Source organism: Candidatus Campylobacter infans, from assembly GCF_013416015.1.
GTDB lineage: Bacteria > Campylobacterota > Campylobacteria > Campylobacterales > Campylobacteraceae > Campylobacter > Campylobacter infans.
The window spans coordinates 153201-165174 of sequence record NZ_CP049075.1 but is presented as its reverse complement, the minus strand read 5'-3'; the positions used below and the strand labels follow the sequence as shown (position 1 = coordinate 165174).

The window sequence follows — 11974 nt, the reverse complement described above, 5'->3', positions numbered from 1 at the left end:
GCAAATTTTAAAAAAGGATAAAGATGAAAATAGGAATTTTAGGCGCGATGAATGAAGAAATTGCGCCAATTTTAGCTAGCTTAAAAGAATACACAGGCGAAGAATACGCATCAAATACTTTTTATAAAGCAACATTAAACGATCATAATTTAACCATAGCTTGCACTAAAATAGGCAAGGTTGCAAGCGCGCTTAGTGCTGCGCTTTTGATCGAGCGATATGGTTGCGAGATCGTGCTTTTTAGCGGAGTTGCTGGCTCGTTAAACAAAAACTTACACATAGGAGATATGTTAATTGCTACAAGCTGCGTCCAGCATGACCTTGATATCACGGCTTTTGGCCATCCTGCTGGCTTTGTCCCTGGTATAAATATCGCGCCAAAAAGCGATGAAAGCTTAAATCAAATCGCAAGACAAGTCGCAAGCCAATTAAATATAAAATTATTTGAGGGCATAGTAGCTAGCGGAGATCAATTCGTGTGTAATGTAAATAAAAAAGCCTGGATTAAAGATGTTTTTAATGCGGATGCGGTAGAAATGGAAGGTGCTAGCGTGGCGCAAGTTTGTGATTTAATGAAAGTGCCGTTTTTTGTGCTTAGAGCAATTAGCGATGAAGCAGGTTCTGGGGCGGAGTTTGATTTTGATGAGTTTTTAAAAGATTCTGCTAGCAAATCTGCGAAATTTTTATTAGAAATGATTAAAAAAATCTAGCCTTAAATTTTAAAATTTAAAGCCTATTTACAAGGATTAAAATGGATAATGAGCAAGTTGTAATTAGCAAAAAATTATTAAAAATTGTAGGTCAAACAAATGCGCGCTACAAGATGTTTGAAAAAAACGATAAAATTTTACTTGCTTTAAGTGGGGGCAAAGATAGCCTAAGTTTAGCGCACATCTTAAAGCATTTTTGCGCAGTAACGCCAGAAAAATTTAGCTTTGAAGCTGTTACGCTAAGCTATGGTATGGGCGAAGATTTTAGCTATTTAAGCGAGCATTGCAAGGCTTATGGGATCAAACACAGCGTAATTGATAGCTCGATTTTTGAAATTAGCAAAGAAAAAATTCGCGCTAATTCTAGTTTTTGCTCGTTTTTTTCGCGTATGAGGCGCGGGTATTTATACAGCTATGCATTAAAGGGCGGTTTTAATAAACTTGCAATCGCCCATCATTTTGATGATGCGGCTGAGAGTTTTTTTATGAACTTTACTCACAATGGCGCAATTCGCACCCTTGCTCCAAAATACACCGCAAATAACGGCATAATCGTAATTCGCCCGCTAATTTTAGCCAGAGAGCGACAATTACGAGATAATGCATTAAAAAATCATTGGCAAGTAATAGGCGATGAGGCTTGTCCTGCTATGCGTTTTGATGTGAAAATGCCACACGCAAGAGCACAAACCAAGGCACTTTTAGCTGGACTTGAAGCCAAAAATCCTAAGCTTTTTATCAGCCTAAAATCAGCCTTTACAAATATCCACAAAGATACATTTTTTTAAAATTTTAATGCGCGCTAGCTTTTTTGGTTGCGCTTTAAAATTTAAAAACGCCCGCTCGTATTTTTTTGCTATAATTGCGCCTTTTAATTTTAAAGGGCGGGTATGAGCCAAAAGAAAAAAGAATATATCAGCGTTACAGGCGCAAAAGAGCATAATCTAAAAAACATATCCTTACAAATTCCAAAAAATGAATTAGTCGTATTTACTGGCATTTCTGGCTCCGGGAAAAGCACGCTTGCATTTGATACACTTTATGCTGAGGGTCAGCGCCGTTATATAGAAAGCCTTTCAAGCTACGCACGGCAGTTTTTAGGCAAAAACACAAAGCCAGATGTAGAGCGCATTGTAGGCCTAACACCAGCCATTGCCATAGATCAAAAATCCACAAGCAAAAATCCACGCTCTACTGTTGGAACGATCACTGAAATTTATGATTATCTGCGACTTTTATATGCGCGCGTTGGCATTCAGCATTGTTATAAATGTAATAAACCGATCTCAAAAATGAGCGCACAAGATATAATCGATCAAATCTCAGCCTTGCCAGATGGCACGAAGGTGGTTATTTTATCTCCATTAGTGCGCGAAAAAAAAGGCACATTTGCTGACACTTTTGAAAAACTTAGAAACGATGGCTTGCTTAGAGTTCAAATCGATGGCATTATCCAAAGATTAGATGAAAACATAGAGCTAAGCAAAACCAAAAAACACACGATAAAAGCAGTGATTGACCGCATAGAGCTAACCCCGCAAAATCATTTACGCGTTATTGAAGCAGTAGAAAAATCGCTTGCTTTAAGCTATGGCGAGGTTGAATTAAGCATAATAAATGCGAGTGAGTTAGGAATTTCAAATGACTTTATGCATTTTAGCGAGCATAATGCTTGTTTTGATTGTAAAATTTCTTATGAAGTGCTTGAACCGCTATCTTTTAGCTTTAATTCGCCAAAAGGCGCGTGCGGGGGCTGTGATGGGCTTGGTGCGTGTTTTAGCATAGATCAAAGCAAGATAATAAATGAAAGTTTAAGCGTTGAAAACGGAGCCTTAAAACTGCTTTATGGCTTTAATAAAAGCTATTATTATAAGTTTTGCCTAGCATTTTGCCAGCAAAATGAAATAAATGCTAAAACGCCTTTTTGCCAGCTTAATGCTAATGAGCAAAGAGCGCTTTTATATGGTAATGCTAGCAATGTGGAGTTTATTTGGAAAAGGCATAAATTATCAAGGCGTTTTGAGGGCGCTTTAAAAATCAGCTATGATTTAATCAAAGATGGCAAGGATTTTAGCGATTATACCGCGCAAAAACCCTGCCCTGATTGTAAGGGCTTGCGCTTAAATGCTAGCTCGCTTGCTGTAAAAGTAGCTAATAAAGGCATAGGCGAGCTAATTAGTATGCAAATTAAACAATGCTTAGCCTTTATCGATGATGAAGCAAATTTTAAATATTTTAGCGACACGCAAAAACAAATAGCTATGCCGATTTTAAAAGAAATTCGCGAAAGATTACATTTTTTAAATGATGTTGGTTTAGAATATCTAAGCCTTGGACGCGATGCAAGGACAATTAGCGGAGGCGAAGCACAGCGCATAAGAATAGCAAGCCAAATCGGCTCAGGATTAAGTGGCGTAATGTATGTGCTAGATGAGCCAAGCATAGGCTTACACGAAAAAGACACCCTAAAACTAATCTCAACCCTAAGAAGCTTACAAAATAAAGGCAATAGCGTGCTTGTAGTAGAACACGATAAAAAAACCATGCAAAATGCAGATTTTATCATCGATATAGGCCCAGGTGCTGGCAAAAATGGCGGTAATGTAATATTTAGTGGCACTTATAAAGAGCTTTTAAAAAGCAAAACCCAAACGGCCTTATATCTAAACGGCAAAAAACTAATAAATTATGCTAAAAATAGACCCCAAGAACAATGGATAGAGGTTAAAAACGCAAATATAAATAATATAAAAAATCTAGATGTAAAATTTCCTCTTAAAAATTTTGTAGGCGTAAGTGGCGTAAGTGGCTCAGGCAAAAGCTCTTTGGTGCTTCAAACGCTTTTACCACGAGCCCAAGCACAATTAAGCAAAGCCAAAATAAATGAAAGCGCGCTAAAAAATGCAAATATCGAAGGCTTAGATCAACTTGATAAAGTAATTTATTTAGACCAAAGCCCAATAGGTCGCACACCACGCTCAAATCCAGCAACTTATACAGGCGTAATGGATGAAATTCGCGAGCTTTTTGCTCAAACAAAAGAAGCAAAACTAAGAGGATATAAAAGCGGACGATTTAGCTTTAATGTCAAGGGCGGACGCTGTGAAAAATGCGCCGGAGATGGCGCGATAGTAGTAGAAATGCATTTTTTGCCCGATGTAAGCGTGGTTTGTGATGCATGCAATGGCACGCGCTATAACGAGCCAACACTTGAAATTAAATATAAAGGCAAAAATATAGCCGATGTGCTTTCAATGAGCGTAGATGAGGCGCTTTTGTTTTTTGATGCTTTGCCTAAAATTCGCACAAAACTAGCCACAATTCAAGCCGTTGGGCTTGGGTATATTAGCCTTGGCCAAAGTGCAACCGAGCTTAGTGGTGGCGAGGCTCAAAGAATAAAACTAGCAAAAGAGCTAAGCAGAGCAGACACTGGCAAAACGCTTTATATCCTTGATGAACCAACTACTGGCTTACATTTTGCTGATGTGGATCGTTTAGTAAATGTGCTTCAAAGCCTTGTAAATCTTGGCAATAGCGTAATAGTAATCGAGCATAATTTAGATGTGCTAAAAAACTGCGATTATTTAATAGATATGGGTCCAGGTGGCGGGGATTTAGGTGGGCGCGTAATTGCTGCTGGCTCACCACAAGAGCTAGCAAAAAATTATAAAAAAACAGGCTCATTTACGGGAGAATTTTTACTTGAAGAGCTAGAATTAAAATGAAATTTTAATTTAAAATTAAAGGATAAATATGCTTAAAGATATTTTTAGAGAATACGATATTAGAGGAATTGTGGGCGATGAATTAAATCAAATAAGCATTAAAGCAATAGGCAAAGAACTAGGCGCGGTGATGAAAGAGCGTGGCGTAAAAAATGTAAGTGTAGGCTATGATGCAAGGCTGAGCGCGCCAGAGCTTTTTGATTATTTGCTTAGCGGATTAAATGCGAATGATTTAGAAATTTTTGATATTGGCTTATTGGCTACGCCAGTTGGGTATTATAGCGTTTTTAGCGGGGTTTTTGATGCAAATATTATGATCACAGGCTCACACAATCCAAAAGAATACAATGGCTTTAAAATCACTATCGGCACGGATAGTTTTTTTGGCGATGATATTACAAAACTAGGCCAAAGAGTATGCGCGCTAGTAGATTCAAAAGAGCAAATTCCAAATAATACAAAATGCCAAAAATACGATATTTTAAGCAAATATGTAGATTTTTTTACCCAGTGTTTTGCGCATTTAAAGGGTTTTGATTTACCTTTTGTTTGTGATTGTGCTAATGGGGCTGCTGGCGTTAGCTTAGAAGCAATCATTAAAGCGCTTGATTTAAACGCTCATATTTTATACCCTAAACCAGATGGCAATTTCCCAAACCATCACCCAGATCCTAGCGTAGCAGAAAATTTACAGGATTTAAAAATGGCTCTAAATAGCGGTAAATTCGCGCTAGGCTTTGGTTTTGATGGAGATGGCGATCGCATAGCAGTGCTGAGCAAAAAACGCTTAATCAAAGGCGATGAATTAGCATATTTATACGCACTAAATATGAAAAACCCGCGCGTTTTAGGCGAGGTAAAATGTAGCCAAAACATGTATGATCAAATCGATAAAATCGGCAAAACTTTTATGGGAAAAACAGGGCATTCTAATATCAAAAAAGCTATGAAAGAGCTAAATATAGATATGGCAGCTGAGGTTAGCGGGCATATATTTTTCAAAGAAAGATTTTTTGGTTTTGATGATGCGGTTTATGCGGCTATGAGGGTTTTAGAGCTATGTGCTAAGGGCGTGGATTTAGACGCTAAACTAGATCAACTCCCAAAACTTTACTCCACAGATGAAATTAAAATAAACTCAAGCGATAAAAATAAATTTATCATCGTAGAAGAGATTAAAAATGCGCTAAACACAGCAGATTTACCGCAAATTTTAAATGTGATAGATATCGATGGCGTAAGAGTGCGCTTTAAAGATGGCTGGGCGCTAGTAAGAGCTAGTAATACCACGCCTGTGCTAGTTACTAGATTTGAGGCTAACAGCCAAGAAAACCTAAGCCTAATACAAGAAAAATTTACAGCCCTAATAAATAAAATTAGCTCAAATTTTAAGGACAAATAATGGATAAAAAACTAGCTCTTTGCATTTTAAGCGGAGGTATGGATAGCGCAGTAGCCACAGCCATTGCTAAAAGCCAAGGCTATGAAATTTTAGCCTTGCATTTTGATTATAATCAGCGCACGCAAGAGCGCGAAAAAGAATGCTTTAAGATGCTTTGTAAGGATTTTGGCGCGCTAAAAAGCTTTATTTTTGATGCTAATTTTATAGCACAAATCGGCGGCGGAGCTTTAACTGATACTAGCTTGAATATCCCTAAAAATGCGCTAGAAATTTTAAATACAAACGCTTATGAGAGCAAAAATAGCATTGATGCTCAAAGCCAGCAAACTTCTAATAAAAACGCACTTGAAAGCTTGCCTATAACTTATGTGCCGTTTCGTAATGGGATTTTTCTTAGCATTGCAGCGGCTTTGGCTCAACGCGAACGCGCAGAGGCGATATTTTTAGGCATAGTTGAAGAAGACAGCAGCGGATATCCTGATTGTAGCGAAGATTTTGCTAATAAGGCGCAAGATTTTATTAGTTGTGGCAGTGGTGAAAATATTAAAATTTGCGCCCCGCTCGTGCATAAAAATAAAAACCAAATCGTAAGCCTTGGGCTTAGTTTGGGCGTGGATTTTTCGCATACTTATAGTTGTTATGAAAATAACCAAAAACCTTGTAAAGCCTGTGATAGCTGTTTATTGCGCGCAAGAGGCTTTGCTATGGCAAAGGCAAAAGATCCAATTTTAAAATAATTCTAAGCAAAAACCGCCAAAATTTTAATAACATTAAAATCGTAAAAAAACCTTAGCTAAGTTCATCACAGTGCCACACCCTGTGGATTCCATATGCATAACTATTTTGCCGTGCATACCCTACTCTTTGAAAATTTTTATGAATTGCTATTTTGGCAAATTTTTTTATAATTATCGAGTGTTATTCATCAAATAAAAATTCACGCTCAATTTACATTTTTACTGTAATATTTGATTTTAAAACAAGGTTAAAAAATGTTTATCATTCAATATTTTACAAATCCAAAACAAACAGGAGCTTTGTGCGCTAGCTCATCTAAACTAGCAGTGGCAATGACAGAAAATATAGATTTTCAAAAAGCTCGCAATATCGCTGAAATAGGTGCTGGAACGGGTGCATTTACAAGAAATATTTTATCAAAAAAAGATGAGAATGCAAATTTTTTCGCTGTGGAAATTAACAAAAAAATGGCAAATAAACTCTCACTTAAATTTGAAAATTTAGATATAGAAATAAACTCAGCCTTAAATTTGAGAAACATTTTATCTAAAAGAAAAATCAACAAGCTTGATATTGTCATCTCTTCGATTCCTTGGGCTTTACTGAAAGAAAAAGAACAAGAACAGCTTTTATATAGCATTTATGAGTGTTTAGATGAGGGAGGATATTTTACCACTTTTGCCTACATTTTACCAACACGAGCAAGGGCTAGATTTAGAAAAAAGCTTTTTGCTTTATTTGGCGAAGTAAAAACTTCTAAAACAGTGTGGCAAAATATCCCGCCTGCCTTTGTGTATTACTGCAAAAAGTGAGATATTATTTATTTGCCCTTTCTATATACTCGCCACGCACAGTATCAACGCGAATCACCTCGCCTTCAAGCACATGAAAAGGGATTTGAACCACCGCACCCGTCTCAAGCGTGGCTGGCTTTTTGTTTGATCCTTGCGTGTCGCCTTTAAAATTTGGCTGTGTTTGTATGATTTTAAGCTCTACAACTTGTGGCACCTCTACGCCGATCGCCTTGCCGTTGTGAAAAAGCACATCAACCATCATTCCATCTATCATCCATTTTTTGGCATCGCCTACATCATCATCGCTGATGGCTACTTGCTCGTAACTTTCATTATCCATAAACTGGCAATTCTCGCCGTCATCATAAAGGTATTGCATTTGTTTTTCTTCTAAGTTTGGTGCTTCGCATTTATCTCCGGCGTGAAAAGTTTTTTCAAGCACCTTGCCATCAATAAAGCTTTTAATTTTTACGCGCACAAAGGCTGGCCCCTTGCCTGGTTTTACATGCTGATATTCTACGATCTTAAACGGAATGCCGTCTATTTCAATCTTTAAGCCCTTTTTTAAATCGCCCATTTGGTAGCTTGCCATTATTTCTCCTTAAATTAAATTTGTGCGTATTTTGCCCAAATACAAGTTTTTAGCGCATTTAATTCATCTAAAATATTCGCTTTTATATCGCCATCGACCAAAATCACAGCCAAGGCCTCGCCATGTCCGCTTCTGCCTAGGCGAAAATCTGCTATATTTATATTTTGCGCTGCTAAAATCCCGCTAATATCGCGAATAACGCCTGGCACATCGGTGTTTTTAAACACTATCATTTGCCCTTTTGGTTTAAAATCTGTTTTAAAATCGCCAATTTGAACAATTCTTTGCTCATTTTCACCAAATACCGTTCCGCCTATAATAATAGCGTATTCATCAGTGGTTATTTTCACGCTAATTTTATTTTTATAACCACTATTTTCAGGTTTTATCTCCACATCGCTATCTATGCCACGCTCATTTGCTACAAAAGAAGCATTTACATAATTTATCCCATCACCTACGCTATCTTTCATAGCACCAACTAAGGCAAAGGTAAGCAAACTTTTTGCATAATTTGAAATTTCACCCTCAGCTATTAGCTTAATGCTCTTTATCGCGCCCTTATTTAGCTGAGCGGCAAAATAGCTCATTTTGCTTGTTAATTCTACAAAAGGTGCTACATAATTAGGCAAATCTTCTGTTTTAATCGGCAGATTTAGCGCATTTGGATAACAAATACCGCGCGCTGCGCTAATTGCTTGCTCGGCAGCATCTACTGCGATGTTTTTTTGACTCTCAAGCGTATTTGCTCCAAGGTGAGGCGTTGCGCTAACATTTGCTAGCTCTAAAAGCGGATGCTGGCTAGCTGGCTCTTTAACAAAAACATCAATGCCAGCGTATGCGATTTTTCCGCTTTTTAAATTTTTATAAAGCGCATCTTCATTGTATAAACCACCGCGCGCGCAGTTAATCAAACGCACGCCATCTTTCATTTTGGCAATTTGTGCTTCGTCTATGATATTGATGGTTTCTTTATTTTTAGGTGTGTGAATGCTAATAAAATCGCAAGCTAAAATATCATCAAAATTACTGGTATATTCTACGCCCAAATCCGTTGCCTTGCTCGGCTCAATATAAGGATCATAAGCAATTACTTTCATACCAAAGCTAAGCGCGCGAGTGCCGACACGGCTACCAATATTGCCAAAGCCGATTATGCCTAGCGTTTTTTGGTATAGCTCTGTGCCATACCATTTTTCGCGCTTCCAGGTGTGGTTTTGTTGTAAATCATTCACACTTGCTATGTAATTACGCGCCGAGTTTAATAAATGGCACATCGTCATTTCCACAGCGGCTATTGTGTTTGCGGTCGGGACATTCATTACGATTATGCCGTGTTTAGAGCAAGTTTGTATATCTACATTATCCACGCCCACGCCAGCACGCACTAAGGCCTTTAAATCGCTAGCAGCATTTATAAAATACTCGCCACAATCAGTAGAACTTCTAGTAATAGCTACATCCACGCCTTTTAACATAGTTAAAAGTTCGTCTTTTGGGACATTTACAGCGTCTATGATCTTTAAATCTTTTTGCGCTCTTAAAATTTCAAAACCCTTAGGGTGAATAGCATCACAAACTATGATAGTTTTCATTTAACTTCCTTTAAAGTGGAGTTTATATTATATTTTTTGAGATTAGTTATAAAGCTATTAGCCGTAGCTGCGCTATTTGTGTTTATAAAAATAGTGTGTGAGCCATTTTGGCGCACAAGGCTAAGTTCTATATCTAAGCTTTTAGCCACTCTTTGCATACAAAAAATAGAATAATCCGTGCATTTTGATATCAGCACTTGATAGCGCAATGTTTTATTATTTGTGTGATAATCCAGCCTGCTTTTGCGCTCGTTTAATTCTATATACATTAAATTAACAGGCAAAACATCACTGGATTTATTTAGCTTTGCGACATTGGCCATCCAGCCATCTACGCTTTTGTTTGTATCACTCCAAGTAATAGGCGCTATTGGTGTTAAATCAAACACAGGCTTTGCTACGCGCGCGTAATTTATCAAAACAACGGCTGTAATTATCAAAAATAACATTATAAAAGCCAAAGCAATGTATAAAGCGTTTTTACTTGTCATTTTTATTTCGCCTATTTGTGTATTGCATTAAAATTTAGCTAATTCATAACTTTGGTAAATTTCAATAAATTAAAATTTTAAACTGCCAATAAATTAAAATTTTAATAAAGCAGAACTTAAAATTTTAATTATAAAACGCACAAAACAAATTTTAATGCGTTGCGAGTTTAAAGGTAATTTCACACTCAAACTCTCAACGCAATGTGCTAAAACTTAGGCTAATTGCTCTTTTATAATATCGCCTAGGCTTATTCTATCGCTATCTTGGGCATTTATTTTATTAATGGTATCACGCTCTTTTTGTATATCTACGCGTTTTACACTAAGGCGAATATGCCCCTTGCGCTCGTCTATAAAGGCTATGGCTGCTTCTAAGCTATCACCTATTTTAAGCGCGCTAAAATCATTAACATCTTCTTTTCTTAAAAGCGCTTCTATATCGCCTTCTAAACTTACAAAAGCACCAAATTCTTTTATATCTTTAATGGTGCATTTTACAACATCGCCTATTTTATGAGTTTTGGCGTATTGGCTAATAGGGCTATCTTTAAGCTCACGCGCGCTTAGAGAAATTTTTTGTTTTTCTGTGTCGATTTTGACGATTTTTACTTGTATTTCATCGCCAATTTTTAGATTTTCTTTGCATTTGGCATTTCTATCCCAGCTTAAATCTTCGTTATGTAAAAGCCCTTCTACACTGCCGTTATTTACAGCTATGCGAATAAACGCCCCAAAAGCAGTAGTAGAAACTACCTTGCCTTTTACCACATCGCCTACTTTATAAGCCTTGCGAAATTCATCAAAAGGTTTATCTAATAAATTTTTAAGACTAACGCGAAGTTTGTGTGCGTCCATATCGATTTCTATAACCTCTACATCAATCTCATCGCCTTCTTTTATAAAATCATGCGGGTTTTTGATATTTTTATCCCAAGAAATTTCGCTAATATGCAAAAAGCCCTCTATATCATTACCCAAATCCACAAAAGCGCCATAAGGTTCGATATTGCTCACACTTACGCGAATAGTATCGCCTACGCTTAGGTTGTCTTTAACATCAGTCCAAGGATCAGGCATAGCTGCTTTTATGGAAAGTGAAAGATGTTTTTTATCTTTATCGTAATTTAAAATTTTAACGCCTACACTTTCGCCTTCTTTATACAAACTCGCAGGGTTTATCGGCCCTTTGTAACTGATTTCTTTATAATGAACCAAGCCATCTACGCCGCCAACATCGACAAACATACCATAACTAGTGATTTTTTTAATCACGCCATCTATTATGCCCTCTTGTTTTGTGATATTTTCTAATGCTATGGCGCGTTCTTTGCGAGCTGTATCTACAATACGGCGATTTGAAGCTATTATCGTGCCTTCATCTTTATTTACTTTAAGCACTTTTACTTTTATTTTAGCGCCTATATTTGTATCGCGTATTTGCGAGCGCGGGATGAAAAACTCCACGCTATCATCATTTACGCCTACATATCCGCCTTTATTTTTGCTAATGATTTTTACTTCATAAATATTATCAGCATTTTCATCATAATTTTCAATGAATTGGCGAACTTTCACTTTTCTAAGTGCTTTTTTGTGCGATACTAGCGGACGACCTGAGCGCGAACCTGTTATTAAAACACTGATTTTATCGCCGATTTTATAAGTTAAATCACCATTTGCGTCTTGGATTTCATTTATATCCATCACGCCTTCTGATTTTTTACGAACATCAATTAAAACTTCATTGTCTTTAATCGCTACTATTACGCCCTCACAAAGCGCTCCGCTACTTTGTGATCGCTCATCTTCTGCAAGCAATTTTGCGAAGTCTTCTTCTGTTTGGAAATGCTCCACAGCCATTTTCTATCCTTAAATCTAGATTTAAAAGGCGTAATCATAGCTGATTTATGCTTATTCTTAGCTTATT

At 37.1% G+C, this 11974-nt stretch carries 10 protein-coding genes; 6 read left to right on the top strand and 4 right to left on the bottom strand.

Annotation, left to right across the window (positions count from 1 at the left end; translation table 11 throughout):
* Nucleotides 1-23 precede the first annotated feature (23 nt).
* The 6 genes from CINF_RS00820 to CINF_RS00795 all read left to right on the top strand — a co-directional run bounded on the left by CINF_RS00820 (nucleotide 24) and on the right by CINF_RS00795 (nucleotide 7387).
* On the top strand, nucleotides 24-710 hold the full coding sequence (locus tag CINF_RS00820; RefSeq protein WP_179975393.1) for a 5'-methylthioadenosine/adenosylhomocysteine nucleosidase: 687 nt from the start codon (nucleotides 24-26) through the stop codon (nucleotides 708-710).
* Nucleotides 711-751: 41 nt separating this feature from the next.
* Nucleotides 752-1498: a tRNA 2-thiocytidine biosynthesis TtcA family protein gene (locus CINF_RS00815; protein WP_179975392.1), complete on the top strand. Its 747-nt coding sequence runs from the start codon at nucleotides 752-754 to the stop codon at nucleotides 1496-1498.
* A 102-nt stretch (nucleotides 1499-1600) separates the two neighbouring features.
* On the top strand, nucleotides 1601-4435 hold the full coding sequence (gene uvrA, locus CINF_RS00810; RefSeq protein ID WP_179975391.1) for an excinuclease ABC subunit UvrA: 2835 nt from the start codon (nucleotides 1601-1603) through the stop codon (nucleotides 4433-4435).
* A 28-nt stretch (nucleotides 4436-4463) separates the two neighbouring features.
* A complete protein-coding gene (locus CINF_RS00805; RefSeq protein WP_179975390.1) occupies nucleotides 4464-5837 on the top strand; it encodes a phosphomannomutase/phosphoglucomutase in 1374 nt (457 codons plus the stop codon).
* Entirely contained in the window at nucleotides 5837-6574 is a 738-nt protein-coding gene (gene queC, locus CINF_RS00800; RefSeq protein ID WP_179975389.1) for a 7-cyano-7-deazaguanine synthase QueC, read from the top strand. The genes CINF_RS00805 and queC overlap by 1 nt, the downstream gene beginning before the upstream one ends.
* A 255-nt stretch (nucleotides 6575-6829) precedes the next feature.
* Nucleotides 6830-7387 carry a class I SAM-dependent methyltransferase gene (locus CINF_RS00795; protein ID WP_179975388.1) on the top strand — a complete coding sequence of 186 codons (558 nt, stop codon included), beginning with the start codon at nucleotides 6830-6832 and terminating at the stop codon, nucleotides 7385-7387.
* Between the two features lie 4 nt (nucleotides 7388-7391).
* Here the strand turns inward: CINF_RS00795 and efp are convergent, their stop codons facing one another.
* The 4 genes from efp to CINF_RS00775 all read right to left on the bottom strand — a co-directional run bounded on the left by efp (nucleotide 7392) and on the right by CINF_RS00775 (nucleotide 11907).
* Nucleotides 7392-7961 carry an elongation factor P gene (efp, locus tag CINF_RS00790; RefSeq protein ID WP_179975387.1) on the bottom strand — a complete coding sequence of 190 codons (570 nt, stop codon included), beginning with the start codon at nucleotides 7959-7961 and terminating at the stop codon, nucleotides 7392-7394.
* Nucleotides 7962-7975: 14 nt separating this feature from the next.
* Complete coding sequence (gene serA / locus CINF_RS00785) at nucleotides 7976-9556, bottom strand: phosphoglycerate dehydrogenase (protein WP_179975386.1); 1581 nt, start codon at nucleotides 9554-9556, stop codon at nucleotides 7976-7978.
* Nucleotides 9553-10047 carry a hypothetical protein gene (locus CINF_RS00780; RefSeq protein WP_178695837.1) on the bottom strand — a complete coding sequence of 165 codons (495 nt, stop codon included), beginning with the start codon at nucleotides 10045-10047 and terminating at the stop codon, nucleotides 9553-9555. Before CINF_RS00780 ends, serA begins: the two co-directional genes overlap by 4 nt.
* A gap of 213 nt (nucleotides 10048-10260) precedes the next feature.
* Entirely contained in the window at nucleotides 10261-11907 is a 1647-nt protein-coding gene (locus tag CINF_RS00775; RefSeq protein WP_179975385.1) for a 30S ribosomal protein S1, read from the bottom strand.
* Nucleotides 11908-11974: the final 67 nt, after the last annotated feature.

Excerpts from the sequence above, each read along its gene's own strand:
- serA (WP_179975386.1), bottom strand. The coding sequence starts at position 9,556 with ATGAAAACTATCATAGTTTGTGATGCTATTCACCCTAAGGGTTTTGAA.
- CINF_RS00805 (WP_179975390.1), top strand. The coding sequence starts at position 4,464 with ATGCTTAAAGATATTTTTAGAGAATACGATATTAGAGGAATTGTGGGC.
- uvrA (WP_179975391.1), top strand. The coding sequence starts at position 1,601 with ATGAGCCAAAAGAAAAAAGAATATATCAGCGTTACAGGCGCAAAAGAG.
- efp (WP_179975387.1), bottom strand. The coding sequence starts at position 7,961 with ATGGCAAGCTACCAAATGGGCGATTTAAAAAAGGGCTTAAAGATTGAA.
- CINF_RS00820 (WP_179975393.1), top strand. The coding sequence starts at position 24 with ATGAAAATAGGAATTTTAGGCGCGATGAATGAAGAAATTGCGCCAATT.
- CINF_RS00775 (WP_179975385.1), bottom strand. The coding sequence starts at position 11,907 with ATGGCTGTGGAGCATTTCCAAACAGAAGAAGACTTCGCAAAATTGCTT.
- CINF_RS00815 (WP_179975392.1), top strand. The coding sequence starts at position 752 with ATGGATAATGAGCAAGTTGTAATTAGCAAAAAATTATTAAAAATTGTA.
- queC (WP_179975389.1), top strand. The coding sequence starts at position 5,837 with ATGGATAAAAAACTAGCTCTTTGCATTTTAAGCGGAGGTATGGATAGC.
- CINF_RS00795 (WP_179975388.1), top strand. The coding sequence starts at position 6,830 with ATGTTTATCATTCAATATTTTACAAATCCAAAACAAACAGGAGCTTTG.
- CINF_RS00780 (WP_178695837.1), bottom strand. The coding sequence starts at position 10,047 with ATGACAAGTAAAAACGCTTTATACATTGCTTTGGCTTTTATAATGTTA.